We start from the raw sequence: 16825 nt of genomic DNA, 5'->3' as shown, positions 1-16825 counted from the left end.
TGAGGTGTTTCCCATGAGGTAATTTTAGTTTGTGAATTATTTAGGACTAAATGGGTCTCCAACATGAATGGAGTTTGGTTTCAAAAGCTGGCAGGGAAATGGAAAAATGGTTTGATTTTTGCTATCAAATTTCTTGATTTATCACCTTAAATTTTTGTGAAGTTTCAGAATTGTAAACTGAAAGGATATTTGAGTAAATGCTTCAGGTAAGAATCTTTCAAAACAATACTAATGAGAAACTTAAATTGTGACTTATTACCCGAACAAAAAGTAGATCTGTTTTAACAAAAATCACCTAATAAAATTCATCTATAATCAGGGGCCAAATGAAATGATTTCATTGATGCAATGAATACTATGAATAAAGATAAGATAGTAAAAAACAACGTGAAAATTATTGGTAACGGTAAGCAGCCTATTGTTTTTGGTCATGGATATGGTTGTGATCAGAACATGTGGCGCTTTATAACACCTGCTTTCGAAAAGGATTATCAGGTTATTTTATTTGACCTTGTAGGTTCAGGCAATTCAGATCAAAGCGCTTATGATTTTGAAAAATACAGTTCTCTAAAGGGGTATGCTCAGGATCTAATTGAAATGATCGTTGAACTTAATCTTTCAAGGGTTATTTTTGTAGGTCATTCTGTAAATTGTATTATCGGAATACTGGCTGCCACTGCAAGGCCTGATTTATTTGATGATTTGGTTTTGATTGGTCCTTCACCCTGCTACACCAATGATGATGATTATTTTGGAGGCTTTACCAAAGCGGATATTGATGAATTAATTGAAACTTTGGATAGTAATTATTTAGGGTGGTCTAGTTTTATTACGCCAATAATTATAGGCAATCCTGAATTGCCTGAATATGCCGAAGAATTAAAGAATAGTTTCTGCTCGATGAATCCTAATATAGCCAAGCATTTTGCCAAGGTAACCTTTATGGGGGACAATAGAGCGGATTTAGAAAATGTGTCTATACCCACTTTAATTCTTCAAAGCCATCCCGATGTTATTGCCCCAGTTAGAGTAGGGGAGTTTGTAAATCAACAGATTAAAGAAAGTCATTATGTGCTATTGAACGCTTCAGGGCATTGTCCTCACCTGACTGCCCCTGATCAAGTTGTTTCAAGTATTGAATCCTATTTAGCCAACAGAAATTGATAGAACAAGCATTTACAGAAGATTCTGAAGACCTTTACCAAAATGCTCCTTTTGGTTATATGACCACTGGTGCTGATGGAAAAATTGTCAACATAAATGGTACATTGCTAAAGTGGCTGGGTTATGAAAGAAATGAAATTGTACTTCAAAAATCTTTTCAGGATTTGTTGGGTATGGGAGAGAAAATTTACTTCGAAACACATATAATGCCCATGCTTCATATTCATCGAGAAATTTCTGAAATCAATATTGAACTTAAGGGGAAAGATTCAAGGCGATTGCCAACCTTATTAAATGGTATGCAAATTTTTAAAAGCTCCGGTGTGGCGCCTTTTTTTAGATTTTCAGTATTGAACATAACCCAAAGAAAGCAATACGAGGTTGAGCTGATAAAGGCAAGAAAACAAGCGGAACAAACTGTCGAAAGGCTTAGACAGGTAAATGAAGGGCTGGAACATTTCGCCTATACTGCTTCGCATGATTTGCAAGCTCCTTTAAATACGATTTCCAGTTTGGTGGGATTATTAGAAAAAGAAGGTCATCTGCCCCCTGATACCGACGGCAAGATGTATTACTCCCTTATTTTAGAAAATACCCAAAGGATGAAACTTATGATCAAAGATTTGCTCGATTATTCCAAAATAGATGGAAACGAGAATGAATTTGAAGAGGTTTCGTTAAATGAGGTCTGTGGTTTAGCTCTGGAAATGATTAAAGTTGAGGTGAAAGAAAACAATGTTACCTTCAATATACCAGCATTACCCGTAATAGTGGCTGACAATATTCAAATGACACGATTATTTCAAAACCTGTTTAGTAATGCTATAAAATACCGTTCTGAAGCAGACCCGGTAATCTCGGTAGATTATGAAGAAAAAGGAGATGAAATAACTGTTTATGTCAAAGACAATGGGATGGGATTCAAGCAATCAGCAACGGATGAAATATTTGCTTTTATGAAAAGGTTGAACCCACATGGTAGTATTCCCGGAACAGGAATAGGACTTGCATCCTGCAAGAGGATTCTAGAAATTCATTGCGGAACAATCAGTGCAAAATCAACTCCTGGAAAAGGAAGTACTTTCTTTTTCACCCTTCCTAAAAGGGGGAAAAAACCAGAATATTGAAGCCAGTTTAGTTTTAAATTATTGGATGTCCCTTACTTAGAAAGTCGGAAGCTTATCTCAATTGGCAAAGTGCTTAAATCTTCAATTAATGTTTAATGCGAAACAGCCTTTAAACCAATTATGGAGCCTATCAGCATGAAAATGAAAAACAATCGCCAGAAATGAGCCGGTTCTTTAAAGAAAAATATCCCAACCAAAACCGTCCCTACAGCCCCAATACCCGTCCAAACTGCATAAGCTGTTCCGATCGGCAAGCTTTGTGTAGCGCGGATCAGTAAGGCCATACTTATGGTCAGGCAAATAAGAAAGGCTCCATACCAGCCATACATTTCCTTACCGGTTGAAGCTTTTGCCATACTCAAACAAGAAGCGAAAGCAACCTCAAAAAGACCTGCAATGATTAAAAGGATCCAATTCATTCGATTTTTATAATGAGTATTTGTTAATTATTTTTTCTTGTAAATAATATTAATTTTAGCATTTTGCTTTAGCAACCTTGTAAGAAATTCTTTTTTGTCTTTGGGAGAGATAAGTACACTATCGTACTTATTATAATGTATTTCCAGCCGATCCATGGACGCCGCTGCTGAACTTATGGGATTATAGGATTCAGAAACTTTTTTAATGTCTTTGATAGGGATTTTTTTATGAGTACCAAAACATCCATAAACATGTAGGTCGCTTGTATCAATACCATATTTCATGGAAGTAAATAGATAACCTATGAAGATGCTGGTCAAAAACATGAGAACTAAACCCAACCAAATTTCGTCAAGATACATTTTATAAGAAATCCCGAGGAATAAAAGACCAATGGGGATGACCAATTCAAGACCTATTTTTGAGGGGAAAATCTTCATGCTTGGCTTATTGATTTTGATTACCGGGTTTTATTTTACTATTGTTCTAAAAGTCAGGTTAATTCTTGGATTTATTATTCTTTTTGAAGGGGGTAAGCGATGAAGCCAGTTGCTTTGTGTTTTTCCCTTCATTAATAGCAAGCTTCCATTTTCTAATATCAACTCTTTTTTAATTTTAGTCTCCTTGTGTTTAAAAGAAAACTTTCTTTCTTCTCCAAAGCTCAGAGAAGCAATTGTCCCATTTTTTTTTAAGTCTTTTTCTCCATCACTGTGCCAGGCCATTCCTTCACTTCCATTGTGGTAGAGGTTTAGAAGACAGGAATTGAAAGTTTCTCCCGCAATTTTTTCTATATTACTTTTTAATTCAAGTAATGCTGGTGTCCAAAGCAAGGCGGATTTTGTGGTTTTGGAATAGGTGTATTTAAAGGCTTCTTCCGCATACCAGGCCACTTTTCTTTTAGTGATGATCTTTTTGCCAAATATAATCGCTTCATCGTTTTTCCATTCAATGGATTGCGTCAAAATAGACATAAAATTATTGGCCTGCTCTTGTCCGAAAATTTTCCCATAATAATTTACTATTCCATCGAACGGAAGTAGGTTTTTTTCAGGATCAATTTCTCTTTCAAATAATTCCATTGCTTAGTTTACGGTAGGAATTATTTGTAGGTTTTGATTATGTTGTAACTTGAAAATTCTAGACAGTTAATAAAGCTATGTTGTAATGGCAAAAAGCCAAAACTCCTATTTGGAAGTCATTACTTTATAAGTCCTTTTATATATTAGGGAAGTTGATTGTAAGGCTTGTAACTGGTTATTTGTCTTTAATTTGCTTGTAATCAGTTTCGATTATTTTTTTTATGCCCAATTCATAGGGTGTAGGCGTATAATCAAATGCTTTTTCAAACTTACTACTGTCAAATACGTAATCCCTGTCATATTGATAAAGCATTTCTACAGATTCACGCATTATGGGGTTAAATATCCCCATAATCTTGATGAGGAATTTTGGTGCCAGTTGGATTTTTGGTATTGTGCCTAATCCTTTTGCAATATGTTCTATCCACTGTTTGCCTGTATAAGGAGCTGAAGCAGTTGGCAAATGCCAAACCTGACCATACGCTGTATCTGTATTACCCAATAAAGCAGTAGCAACCGCTGCGTCTATAGTATAGGTAAAAGAGTGTACATATCTATCACTTACCAGCCAATTCGCTTTTTTGCCTTGGCTCAATGGTTTGAAAACCATTTCGGTAAGAAGGCTATTGTTTGAAATGGAGGGACCATAGAAATCAGCAGATCTGGCTATAAGGGCCTGAATCTTATTTGAAGCAATGGCATCTAGAATCATTCGAGCAACCTTGGCTCTAACGGCTCCTTTTTTACTTGGTGGATTTACTGGGGTTTCTTCGGTCATACCATTGAGGAAACCTGGATCGTACATATAAATATTGTCAAAAAACACCAATTTACAGTTCTCCTCTGAACAAAAAGTAATGACGTTTTCAATAAAGGGCACCCATTTTTCGGCCCATTTTTTATGACTATAGGTAAAACCCACCGTAACGTATACAATAGAAGAACCATGTATGGCATTTTTTAAAGCTTTGGTGTCTAAAATGTCTGCGGCAAATAATGCATCAGAATCGTTGACTTTTTTAGGGCTTCTACTTACTAACCTGATATCCGAGGTATATGCTTTTAGGGCCTTTGCCAATTCGGTACCTATGGCACCGCCTGAACCTAATATTGTCTGCATAGTATAAAAATTTATTTTAGCCTCTAAAATCCCACTATAATGCTACCTAATTTTCAAAAGTAATGTTTTAAATGAAATTAATACTTTATTTCTACTTCCCAAGCTTGGGACCAATAATATATGGTAGGAGAAATGTTTGATAGGTGTAAGTTTTTTACCCGACTCCGTTCTCTTCAATTACCTTTTCCATTTGTTTTAAATACACCCCTTCTGGTACCTCAGGATAAATCTCACTGTATTTTAAAACCTGATTCATTCCAATTCTCCGATTAATATGATGCCTGGTTAATTTTTCAGTTTTTCGAATACCTGATGCTGCTACCAATTCAATAAAACTTTTTACCGTTTCCTCATGAAAATTGGCAACCCTTTGGGCTTTGTCTTTTACAACCAGTCCTTCCATTAAGCTTTTGTTTTGGGTAGCCACACCTGTTGGACAAGTATTGACATTGCATTGTAAGGCTTGAATACAACCTGTGGCAATCATCATGGCCCTAGCACTATTGACCATGTCGGCTCCCATGGCTATAACTCTGGCAATATCAAAACCACTTAAAACCTTACCTGAGGCAATTACTTTGATGTCTTTTTTTAGGTCGTATCCTCTTAAGGTGTCGATAGCAAAAGAAAGTCCATCTTTTAAAGGCATTCCTAGTGAATTGGAAAACTCAATCGGTGCAGCTCCAGTGCCACCTTCACCTCCATCGATAGAGATAAAGTCAGGTTTGATTCCCAGTGTAACCATTGCTTCACATAAGTCTTTAAATTCGTCTTTTTTACCAATACAAATCTTAAAACCTACTGGTTTTCCTCCTGACAAATCTCTCAATTTTTGAATAAAGTGCATCAATCCTTTTGCATCTTCAAAAGCAGTGTGTTTTGGTGGAGAATGAACGTCAGTATGCGGCTTTACATGGCGAATGGCTGCTATTTCTTTGGTGTTTTTGGAAGCGGGAAGAATTCCACCATGTCCAGGTTTGGCGCCTTGAGAGATTTTAATCTCAATCATTTTCACATTGTCCAAGGTAGCATTCTTTTGAAAATTCTCTTCACAAAAATTACCTGCCTCTGTTCTACATCCGAAGTATCCTGTGCCAATTTGCCAAATTAAATCCCCACCAGGTTCCAAGTGATATGGGCTTATTCCTCCTTCTCCAGTATTATGTGCAAAGCCACCAATTTTGGCACCTGTATTCATAGCTAAAACAGCATTTTTACTAAGTGCCCCAAAGCTCATTGCTGAAATATTCAAAATACTTGCGGAGTAGGGTTGTAAACATGCATCACCACCCACCAATATTCTTGACTCATGTTGGATATCTGCATGGTTATTGGCATAAATCGAGTGGTCCATCCATTCATACCCCGTTTCATAAACATCCATTTGAGTTCCAAATGGTGTTGTTGCATTTACTTTTTTAGCTCTCTGGTAAATCAGTGAGCGGTATATTCTATTAATGGGCCTACCTTCTGTATCCGTTTCCACAAAATACTGCATGATTTCGGGTCTGATCTCTTCAAGTAAGTACCTGAAATTACCTATTACGGGAAAATTTCTCCTAATGGTATGTTTGGTCTGGATGATGTCCACCAAGCCTATAACAATAATAGGTACGACCAACCACAAAATCCAGACAATGGATGGCATATAGAGATAGATAGCGGGAATACAAATAATGGCGACTAATGAGGAGGCGATAAAAATGTGCTTTGGCTTCATTTAATGATATTATTAGAATTCAGTCAATTATAATTGCTAATACAATTATGGAGTATAAGGAGACAACGAATCACCTATTAAAGGAGTTCAAATGACTAATAAAGTAATCGGGATTGATAAGGTTTTCGGCTTTTCCACATGTATTAATTTCTAATTTACTCTTTTTTTTCAATTCAATGACTTTTTAGAGTAGGGATACGCTTGGACATTTTTTGCTTATCAGGTAATCCCAGAATCTTTTGGGACAAAAATACCTAAACACAAAAACCAAAATTCATTCTTGTTAATATAAGTTGGATGAAGTCATTAGAAAAAAAGCAGGCCATTGCTGACCTGCTTTGAATTGTTCAACCCGGATTATTTAATAGGATTTCCTGGCCCTGACGTGTCAGGGGTGATGCCTGTCCCGTGTTTACGGGAAGTGTTGCAATCGCAAGAAAATCAGGTTTGGAGATTTTAGCATAGCACCGCAATGGTGAAATTGAAAACAGCAACGAAGTGGCTGATTTTAAAGCGATTTCACCACGTAATAGAATGTTTATTGCATATTTCGGGTTCAATAAATCATGGATAAAAAAAGGAGCCCAAATAATCAACTCATCCAAAGGCCTTGATTTACTCTTTTTTCTTTGATTTTACCGCTCCTTTTGTGATGATTAAAACCACCCCATTTGGGGCATTGTGCTTTTTCATTGCATTTTCTCCTTTCAATACTTCTACAGACTCTATGTCTATAGGATCAAGCTTTTCAAGATCCCCTTTTTCCGCAGTAACGCCATCAATGATGATTAAAGGTTGGTCCTCATCTAAATTCCCGTTACTGTTTCTAATTCTTACTTGGTTGGCTTTTGCTTTTGTTTTTATTATTATAACTCCATTTGGCGCATTGTATTCACTTATTGCTCGCTCACCTTTTATTACATCTACGGATGCAATTTTGTCTGTGTCCAATAAGTCTATGATGGAATGGTCGTATTTTTTACCATCAATGTACACATCTGGATTGTCACTTTCTTTAATTGTGATTTCAAGCTTTTCTTTTGCACCTTTACTTGTTTCTTGTGCTAAAATGCTAGAAAATGGTACAAGTGCTAGGCCGACTACTAAAAGGAAGTATTTCATTGTGATTAATTTTTTATGTTAAAATTTGTCTTAATTATTCTGATGTCGCATAAATGATGATAATTTCATCTTCATAAAGCACTTTTTTATTCTTTTTATTTATGCTGATATTATCAAACATAGCCAAAGCCTCTTTTAGTAAGGCCTGTTTTTCTGCAAGGCTTTTAGTTTCTGGAATAGGTTCAGGTTTAAAATAAATCAACAAGAGTAGAAGGGATGCAGCGATGGTCATAAACCCAACTACAAGCTTTCGGTTTTGGCTCTTTTTTTCTTTTTTATTAATGGCTTCCAAAACTTTAGCATTTAGATCTGCTGCTGGAATTTTCTTTTTCCCATTTACATACCTTAGCCATTGTGTTTCTAATGACTTTTTATCAGTTGAATTTTTGATTAAAAACGCTTCTTCTTCAAGTGTACTGTGTCCTGCAGCAAACTTTTTCATCAAATCTTTAAATATCCCCTTTTCCATAGCTGTATGTTTTTTGGAGTCCTATCGCCACTTGTTGCCTCGCCCTGGACAAAAGAACCCTAATATGGTCCACTCTTAATTTTGTCAATTCCGCAATTTCAATAAATTCCATGCCATCTAAATCTCTCATGATCATGACTTCCTTTTGTTGTTCAGGAAGTCCTTCCAATATCACCTCTATATTGCGCTTAAGTTCCTGCCATTCATAGGTGTCATGTTCAGGTTCAGAAGCCAGTAACTGGGTTTTGGCATCATATTGATCTTCTGGAGGTTTTTTCTTTTTGATCAAGTCCAAGCAATAATTTCTTGCCGTCAAGAAAATAAATGCTGAAAGATTGGGATGGTTTTTAATTTGTCCTCGACGCTCCCATAACTTGATCATTATCTCTTGTATAGCATCCTCTGCATTGGCAGTATTACCTAACATTCGTGAGACCATCGGGTACAAACGCTCAGACATTGAAATTACCCTTTCTTGAAATTCTTTTGTTTTCATCTTGTACTTTAATGACGATAAACTAGGCGATGTATAACAACTAAGTGAGTGATTTTTTGAATTATTGTATTGAGGGATGGCTTAGTGAAGAAAAGATGGGATATCTTTTAAAGGATTTTATTATTAGATAATACAGCTTTAAATTTTTATAAGATGTTATTAAATAGTGAGTTGTCTGTTTTTTTCGATAGATACAATCTATATTCGCTGTCTTTACCTCAAAGTCTTTATTTACCTTGCTTATTTTGTAAATAAAGTAATTCCTCATCAAGTGCAATAAGTGAAATTTTATGGACCAAGATTTCCAAATCTTGGAATAATTTAAAGGATCACTTAATAATGTCGAATATCATGTGAAAATATAGTGGCAATAGTGACAGAATCTAAGAAGTTAAGGTTTTTGGTTTTGTGATCAAAGAAAATTAGTTCACTACATAAAGGTATAATATTACGATAATTTTTAATTCATCAAATGTTAATAATAGCATAAACGGAATGTTAATATTTATCTGAGGGTAAAATTTCTAAATAAACGAATAATCTTTTTTGAATTTTGTAAGTAGTACAAGGGTATTTAATTGTCTTAATATAGTCCGGCAATAAAACCCAAATACCAATGCCACAATCGAAATCTAAAGAGTACCCTATTTTATCGCCATTAAGGCAAAGTGAGGAGCAAAAGCCTACTCAAGAGGCACAAACTGACGAACAGTTAATATGGCATGCATTAAAAAAGGACCCTCCCAAAGGCATGGATTTGGTGTTTAGAAAGTATTATCAGCCGCTATGTTCACATGCAGTGCGTTTTGTGGGTTCTAAAGAAGTAGCACAGGATATTGTATCAGACTTACTTGCCCAATTCTATGATCAAAAATTATTCCTAGCCATTACTACCTCTATTCGATCTTATTTGTTTAAGGCTGTGAGAAACAGGGGTTTCAATTACCTTAAATTGGACTTGGCAAGAAAAGGAGATATGGCATGTTCTCCCGAACCTAGAATTGCTGAAACCTATCAACCTGATAGCATTACTCAATATGAAGAGTTGTATCAGGATTTTGAAAAAGCCATAGAAACACTACCTAGCCAAAGGAGAAAAATTTATCTCCTGTTCCAGTTCGAAGGTAAATCTATGAAATCAATCGCACTGGATTTGGGGCTTTCAATCCGGACGGTAGAAACCCAGCTATATAGGTCGAAAATTGCCATTCGCCATTTATTAAAAGACAAATGGTTGATTTTAACACTAATATTTACTCACCTGATTTAGTAGCTTTTCATTTTAATGGGGGGCAACAGCTCTTAGCAGCAAACAATAAACAAGCTAAAGAATGCAAGATAAAGATACGATAAAGGAATTATTGCTCAATTATTTTAAGGGTTCCGTCTCTGTGATCCAAAAGAAATGGATAGACGATTGGGTGAATGAATCCCCAGAAAATGAGGAGCTGTTTTATGTTTACTTAGAAGAATGGGAAAGAAAAAACCCACAATACCTTACCGATACAGAACAGGCCATTTTAAATTTTAAGAATAAAAGTGAAAGCTCATTTGTATTAAATGATAAAATTATTTCCAAGCAGAAAAGCTCCGGACGGTCTAATTTGAAATTGTTTTTAGTGGCCTCAGTGACGCTGTTTGGCTTACTCTTTTTGGGCACCTTTGAAAGAATTACAGTTAAAACCTACCGAACTGGATATGGGGAATTGGCCACAGTAATCCTTAATGATGGGACTGAAGTCTTTTTAAATGCCAATAGCCAACTGAAAACCCCTCGATTTGCTTTTTTGGGGAATCCCAGAGAGGTGCAGTTGTCAGGTGAAGCTTCTTTTAATGTGACGCACGATGCGGTTAACAAATTTATTGTCCAAACCATGAATGGCTTGGACGTGGTGGTTCACGGAACTGAATTCACCGTCTATAATCGTCGACACAATACGGAGGTACATTTAAAATCGGGAAAGGTTGAATTGATCAAACACAGTCCCTCAGGATCAGAATCAGTGCTAATGCAACCCGGTGAAAAAATGCGTATGGAGAATGATGGCCAACTAAAAAAGGAAATGGTTCAAAAACCTGAAGAGTTTGCCTCTTGGAAGGAACATCGGTATGTTTTTGATAAAACCAGTCTTAGTGAAATCGCCAGTTTAATGAATGATAATTATGGGGTGGAGGTAGAAATATTAGGTGATTCAATTAATGACCTCACCCTATCAGGTTCCTTTCGCTCAGAGGATGCCAAAGAATTTGCTAATGCTGTAGCCCAGGTATTGGGTATTTCCATGGAAATTAATGACAAACGCTTTCGCTTTTTTGAAAATGAATAGAAAAATTCAAATGCCATAGTATGCTACTTAATTCTAAATATTGCCTATTTCCGGTTAAATAAAACAATAAGTCAATCAATTAAACCCTAAATCTATATGAAAAAGATTTTACCCTTTTCACTAATGGTTTGGACATTATGCGTCTTTTTGCATACTGGACCACTCACACAGGCTGAAGCAATTGGCTTAAAGCCCAAGCAATTGACTCATCTTCCTATGGCTAATCATCAGTACGATATAGCTTTGGCTGACGCACTTGATAAGCTTAAGGCTTATTATAAAGCGGATATTTTATTCGCCGATGGAATGATTCAAAACCTTAGGGTTGACAGTGCGCTCATCGATTGGGAGAAAGGGCTGGAGAAGAATCTATTGAAACTTCTAAGTCCCTATCAACTTTCCTTTATCAAACAAAAAGGAGGGTCCTATGTGATCGTTCCTAAAAATAAACAATCAGGCAATAATATGGCTGAATTGGCCAGGCTTGTTGCCGAAAACAGTGAGCACATTCAAATTCGAAACTTTGATGATTATGATGTTCAGCAAAGCTTAAATCAAGCACTTGCTATTCAAAAGGTAAAAGGAACGGTTGTCTCTGAAATTGATGGCTTGGGACTTCCTGGAGTGACAGTCCTTTTAAAAGGTACTTCTACGGGAACTATTACGGATCAAGATGGAAAGTATAACCTGGAATTTGACCGAGAAAATGCAGTTTTGGTGTTTTCTTTTATTGGGTTTGAGACGCAGGAAATTGCTGTAGGAAACCGTGAGATAATTGATGTTACTTTACTTGAAGACATGAAATCCCTTCAAGAAGCAGTGGTGACCGCCTTGGGCGTGAAAAGAGAAAAACAATCCCTAGGCTATTCTGTAGGAAATGTAGATGGAAGAGACCTTACTGAAACTCCTCAGAACAATGTCTTGAATGCCATGGCTGGAAAAGTGGCAGGAGTCCAGATTTCTCAAATGGATGGAGCAGCAGGATCTTCTGTTAATATCATTATTCGTGGAGCCAATTCCCTCAACAATGACAACCAGCCATTGTTTGTTATTGACGGTGTACCGGTTGCTAATAAATTGAACAATGAATTTGGAGGTGCTGATATGGGTAATCCTATTTCTGACATCAATCCAAACGATATCGAAAATGTTTCAATTCTTAAAGGCCCTAGTGCAGCTGCTTTATATGGTTCTAGGGCTGGTAATGGTGTGGTACTCATTACAACCAAGTCTGGGTCTGGAAGGAAAGGAATTGGAGTAGCTGTTAATTCCTCAGTGGTAATGGATTTTCCATTTCGGTACTTACCTATACAAAATGAATTTGCCTCTGGCAAAAGTGGTGCTCATGTGTTTGAAGAAAGTGAAAATGAGAGTTGGGGCCCAGAGCTCGATGTAGGGGAGGAGTGGGTTCAGTGGAATTCAGACGGAGAGCCTGCACCACTTGTATCTTATCCTGATCGGTTTAAGGACTTTTTTCAGACAGGATATACCAATACCAACAATATTGCGGTCAATGGAGATTATGATGAAGGAAGTTTTAGGCTTTCCGTAGGGAATATGGCAAATAAAGGTATTATCCCAAATACTGATTTTTCCAGACTGACTATTGGCCTCAACACCAATTATAATATTACAAATAAATTAAGGGCTACAGCTACTTTTAATATCACAGAATCCGGATCAGATAACCGGCCTATTATTGACGGTGGTAGAACCTCACCTGTAAGGAGTCTCTTTGAAACTGGACCTCAAGTGAATATTTTGGACTTGGAACAATATTGGGTGCCAGGGTCTGAAGGAATACTACAGCGAAAATACAAACAAAAGCAAAACAATCCTTATTTCGTTGTAAATGAAAATCCTACTGGTTTTAAAAGAAACAGAACGGTAAGTAAGCTACAACTTGATTATGATGTGACCAATAATTTAAGCATGATGCTTCGCTATGCGAGGGATTCATATGATGAGCAGCAAGAAGCCATAATTGCCTATAATAATTATGATCAGATCAATGGGGGGTATCATATAAGGAATAATTTCAGTAAAGAAAACAACTTGGATTTCATGCTGAATTACCAGAAAGTCTTTAATAATAACTGGAACATAACAGCATTGGCTGGAGCCAATAGGATGGAACAAAAGTACAGCCATGTTGACAATAATGCAGGTCAATTGGTTATCCCTATGCTTTATACCATAGCGAATGGGGCACCAGGCACAGTGGCTTATGATAGTCAGCAATTCTGGAAAGTGATTTATGGTATTTATGGTTCTGTATCTACTGGATACCAAAATAAATTATACCTCGATATCACTGCTAGAAACGATTGGTCAAGTACGCTACCGGTTGAAAATAGATCCTACTTTTATCCATCGGTTTCTTTGAGTGCAATTGTATCAGAAATGGTTGACATGCCGTCATTTATTGATCTTTTTAAATTCCGAGCAGGCATAGCTCAGGTGGGTAATGACGTTGCTCCTTATAGCCTAATCCCTACTTTCGGTACAGCCTTAGATTGGGGAACGGCCAAAAGCATGTACATGGGAGGTCTTTTAAGAAATGCTTCTTTGAAACCAGAAATATCTACTTCATCTGAAGCAGGTGTTGATATCTCTCTTTTTAACAACCGAATAGGTATAGACGCGACCTATTATGTTAGAGGAAATAAAAACCAAGTGCTGCCCATTGATTTACCTATAGAGTCAGGAGCAAGTAGTAAGTTGATCAATGCCGGTTTGGTAGAAAGTCGCGGTTTCGAACTTGGACTTAGCACTACGCCAGTTATCTCTGGAGATTTCAGATGGGACATGAATATCAATCTTTCAAGAAATCGAACAAGCATCAAAGAATTGGCAGATGGTATTACCTATTATAATTTTACCTCTTATAGTGGAGCTGAGTTAAGGACCTATGTTGGTGGAGATATCGGCGATATCTATATGAGACCAGTTCTTACGGTGAAAGATCCAGAGTCAGCTTATTTTGGGTATCCGGTACTAACTGGAAGTGGATTGTATCAGGAGGATCAGGATGTGAATAATTTGAAGAAGATTGGGAACTTTAACCACGACCTCATGCTGTCCTTTCAACCAACCTTTAGGTACAAAAAATTTAGTTTATATGCCAATATTGATTGGAGGCAAGGAGGGCAGTTTTATTCCAATACGATGATGTTCCTAGGCAATAATGGGATGCTAGCCGAAACCCTTTCAGGCGTACCTTATGATGCCGGAAGACCAATTGAGGATCAGGTAAAGGAAAATCCGGAAGCGTATTTCGGTAAATGGATAGGAGGTAGAAATGCAGCCTATGGAGGACTTCCATGGTCAGGGGATGAAGCCAATTTCAGAGAACAAGATGCGAGCTTTAATGTGGGGGTAAGAGAAAGCCGAGATGCAGAAGGTAATATTGTCTATATAGAAAATCTGGGTGGAGAAACAACCCAATGGCTGAACCCATTTCAGGCTTATAGGTATGCACACAGGCCTTTTCCAGACAGAAACCTTTATAGTGCTACTTATGTCAAGCTAAGAGAAGTAGCCGTCACTTACCAACTTCCATCCAGATGGCTAGATAAAATTAGCCTACGAAATGCATCACTATCAGTAGTTGGAAACAATCTCTTCGTATGGACTGAAGCAGGTAATGGAGTTGATCCTGAAAGAGCTTTTAGGCAAACGGGCAACGGATGGATCCAAGGTGTTGAATATTACAATGTAATGCCGTGGACAGGTTCTCTGGGACTGAAATTAAATGCTGAATTTTAACTGAAGAATAGCCATGAAAAAATTAATAAAAAATATACTTTGTATTGGATTGATTGCCTCCTTTTGGGCTTGTGAAGACCTTTCTGAGGTCAACATCAACCCAAATAGTCCTGAGCAGGTGTCCTCCAATTATATCCTTACCTATGTATTGACCAATACAGCCAAAACCTACCACAATCTAGGGTATGAAAATTCCAAAATTGCTGGAGCAATGCAATATGTGCAAAGAGGTACCAATGAGGGGGCGGTAGTTGTTAATTTTTACGGCTGGGGTCACGAATCCTGGAACAGCTATTTCGACATACTTAGGAATAATCAGGTTATTTATGAAAATGCAATAGAGGAAAACAATGATTTCTTCAAGGGAATAGCATTAATTGTTCGGTCCTTCCACTTTGGACTAATGAGCGATCTTTATGGAGATATTCCTTATTCAGCTTCTTTACAAGCCAATAATGATGTCTTTTTTCCAAAATATGATCGTCAAATAGATGTTTATAATGGCGTTTTGGTTGACTTAAAGGAGGCTGATGCACTGCTTCAAAACCTGGATCCTTCTAAAGATGTGGTAAATGCCACTTCCGATATAATGTATGGAGGTGATGCTCAAAAGTGGAGGAGGTTTGCCAATGCCTTGCGTATGCGATACAGCATGCGGTTGATAAACAAGAAATCAGATATGGGCGCATTAGGAATTGATGTGGAGCAAGAGTTCAACTTGGCCTCTCAATTTACATTTACGGACAATGCAGATGACGCAATAGTAGATTTTCTTGGTACCGATGAAAATAATGCAGCCCCAGGAGGACCATTAAACAGCCCTAACCCTAATTTATTGTTAAAGCCAGGGCAACCCTTGGTAGATAAGCTTTTAGGACTCAACGATCCTCGACTTTACCGTTGGGTATTGCCGGTTCAATACAAATGGGATGATCAGGTGACCATAGAGAAGGATTCAGTGATTACCAATGTTCTCGGTGAAACGGCTACGGTTAAATTCAAACCAGCTCCTGAAGGAGTAGATGTGAATACCAATTTGTATGTAGGCTTACCAGTTGGCTTGCCTATTGTGGAGGCCATGTCTTACAATAAGGGAAATGATGAGGAAGGTTATCATCCGGAGCGGAGTCCTTATATTTCCTATCTGCATGATAGGTATAGAAAAAATCATGACGATTACGTTGGAATGAATTTGATGACTTATAGTGAAGTCAAGTTTCTTATGGCTGAAGCGGCGCTTATAGGTGGACTTGGTGCCAGTGATCCTGAAGGACACTATAGAGAAGCGATAAGGGCTTCTATGGAGAAATATGGCATCCTTTCCAATCCTGGGAACTTCAATTTTGAAAATTACTATGATCAGGAAACTGTGTCCTATGCTTTAAGCACCAATAAAGAAGAACGAATCATGGAACAAAAATGGATAGCCAACTGGCAAAACCCTCAAGCATGGTTTGATTGGAGGAGAACTGGCTACCCTGTTCTTGAAGCAGGTCCTGTCACCCAGTTTGGTGCAGCTATTCCTGTGCGTTATATGTATCCATCTCCTAATTTGGATCCAAATTACCTGGTTAATTATGAGGAGGCAATTTCTTCACTAGAGGATACCCAATACATCCCTGCAGGTCAAAGCAAGGATCATCCTTATGCCAAAATGTGGTTGTTGCAGAACTCAGGGAAACCTTGGTAAAATGAATTTGAAAACAACAATGCTCTGGCTGATTTAAAAGCCATTTCATTGCTTAATAAATTGTCAATTTCGGGTTGAAAAATTTCAGCAGATGATTAAATAGGAAATCTAATGTATTAAAATCTGATTTTGAAAAATAAAAAGGCCACTTGAACATTCAAGTGGCCTTTTTGCAATAAAAATTTAACCCGGATTATGTAATAGGATTTCTCCGTCCTGACAATAGTCAGGGGTGAAGCCTGTCCCGTGTTTACGGGAAGTGTTGCAATCGCAAGAAAATCAGACTGTTTGGAGATTTTAGCATAGCACCGCTATGGTAAAAT

Annotated in this window: 15 protein-coding genes; 6 read left to right on the top strand and 9 right to left on the bottom strand. The window is 37.3% G+C overall.

Going from position 1 to position 16825, the window contains the following annotated elements:
- Window positions 1-357: 357 nt before the first annotated feature.
- A complete protein-coding gene (locus CA2015_RS24035; RefSeq protein ID WP_048644198.1) occupies window positions 358-1164 on the top strand; it encodes an alpha/beta fold hydrolase in 807 nt (268 codons plus the stop codon).
- The gene (locus tag CA2015_RS24030) at window positions 1161-2291 is read left to right on the top strand and encodes a sensor histidine kinase (protein WP_048644197.1); all 1131 of its coding nucleotides are present in this window, start codon (window positions 1161-1163) and stop codon (window positions 2289-2291) included. Before CA2015_RS24035 ends, CA2015_RS24030 begins: the two co-directional genes overlap by 4 nt.
- A gap of 92 nt (window positions 2292-2383) precedes the next feature.
- On the opposite strand, the gene CA2015_RS24025 is transcribed toward CA2015_RS24030, so the two are convergent.
- From CA2015_RS24025 to CA2015_RS23990, 9 genes are all read right to left on the bottom strand, one after another.
- Window positions 2384-2710: a DMT family transporter gene (locus CA2015_RS24025; RefSeq protein ID WP_048644196.1), complete on the bottom strand. Its 327-nt coding sequence runs from the start codon at window positions 2708-2710 to the stop codon at window positions 2384-2386.
- Between the two features lie 27 nt (window positions 2711-2737).
- The gene (locus CA2015_RS24020) at window positions 2738-3151 is read right to left on the bottom strand and encodes a PH domain-containing protein (RefSeq protein ID WP_084011965.1); all 414 of its coding nucleotides are present in this window, start codon (window positions 3149-3151) and stop codon (window positions 2738-2740) included.
- Window positions 3152-3181: 30 nt separating this feature from the next.
- The gene (locus CA2015_RS24015) at window positions 3182-3790 is read right to left on the bottom strand and encodes an alpha-ketoglutarate-dependent dioxygenase AlkB family protein (RefSeq protein ID WP_048644194.1); all 609 of its coding nucleotides are present in this window, start codon (window positions 3788-3790) and stop codon (window positions 3182-3184) included.
- Between the two features lie 175 nt (window positions 3791-3965).
- Window positions 3966-4910 carry an NAD-dependent epimerase/dehydratase family protein gene (locus tag CA2015_RS24010; protein WP_048644193.1) on the bottom strand — a complete coding sequence of 315 codons (945 nt, stop codon included), beginning with the start codon at window positions 4908-4910 and terminating at the stop codon, window positions 3966-3968.
- Window positions 4911-5064: 154 nt separating this feature from the next.
- Window positions 5065-6630, bottom strand: a complete 1566-nt coding sequence (locus CA2015_RS24005; RefSeq protein WP_048644192.1) for an FMN-binding glutamate synthase family protein — start codon at window positions 6628-6630, stop codon at window positions 5065-5067.
- Window positions 6631-6977: 347 nt separating this feature from the next.
- Window positions 6978-7235: a hypothetical protein gene (locus CA2015_RS24960; RefSeq protein WP_157470589.1), complete on the bottom strand. Its 258-nt coding sequence runs from the start codon at window positions 7233-7235 to the stop codon at window positions 6978-6980.
- A 10-nt stretch (window positions 7236-7245) separates the two neighbouring features.
- Window positions 7246-7752 (bottom strand): TonB-dependent receptor, encoded by a 507-nt coding sequence (locus CA2015_RS24000; RefSeq protein ID WP_048644191.1) that lies wholly within the window; start codon window positions 7750-7752, stop codon window positions 7246-7248.
- 34 nt (window positions 7753-7786) lie between these two features.
- Complete coding sequence (locus CA2015_RS23995; protein ID WP_157470588.1) at window positions 7787-8221, bottom strand: hypothetical protein; 435 nt, start codon at window positions 8219-8221, stop codon at window positions 7787-7789.
- Window positions 8202-8717, bottom strand: coding sequence for an RNA polymerase sigma factor (locus CA2015_RS23990; protein WP_048644189.1), 516 nt, complete (start codon window positions 8715-8717; stop codon window positions 8202-8204). Before CA2015_RS23990 ends, CA2015_RS23995 begins: the two co-directional genes overlap by 20 nt.
- A gap of 616 nt (window positions 8718-9333) precedes the next feature.
- On the opposite strand from CA2015_RS23990, the gene CA2015_RS23985 reads away from it, so the two are divergent.
- The 4 genes from CA2015_RS23985 to CA2015_RS23970 all read left to right on the top strand — a co-directional run bounded on the left by CA2015_RS23985 (window position 9334) and on the right by CA2015_RS23970 (window position 16502).
- The gene (locus tag CA2015_RS23985) at window positions 9334-9987 is read left to right on the top strand and encodes a sigma-70 family RNA polymerase sigma factor (protein ID WP_048644188.1); all 654 of its coding nucleotides are present in this window, start codon (window positions 9334-9336) and stop codon (window positions 9985-9987) included.
- Window positions 9988-10048: 61 nt separating this feature from the next.
- Window positions 10049-11044, top strand: a complete 996-nt coding sequence (locus tag CA2015_RS23980; RefSeq protein ID WP_048644187.1) for a FecR family protein — start codon at window positions 10049-10051, stop codon at window positions 11042-11044.
- Window positions 11045-11140: 96 nt separating this feature from the next.
- Window positions 11141-14812 carry a SusC/RagA family TonB-linked outer membrane protein gene (locus tag CA2015_RS23975; protein WP_048644186.1) on the top strand — a complete coding sequence of 1224 codons (3672 nt, stop codon included), beginning with the start codon at window positions 11141-11143 and terminating at the stop codon, window positions 14810-14812.
- A 13-nt stretch (window positions 14813-14825) separates the two neighbouring features.
- Window positions 14826-16502 (top strand): SusD/RagB family nutrient-binding outer membrane lipoprotein, encoded by a 1677-nt coding sequence (locus tag CA2015_RS23970; RefSeq protein ID WP_048644185.1) that lies wholly within the window; start codon window positions 14826-14828, stop codon window positions 16500-16502.
- The last annotated feature ends 323 nt before the right edge of the window (window positions 16503-16825 follow it).

Origin of the sequence: Cyclobacterium amurskyense (assembly GCF_001050135.1) — a bacterium.
GTDB lineage: Bacteria > Bacteroidota > Bacteroidia > Cytophagales > Cyclobacteriaceae > Cyclobacterium > Cyclobacterium amurskyense.
Note: the sequence above shows the minus strand (reverse complement) of the source record. Positions and strands in the feature narration are given on the sequence as shown.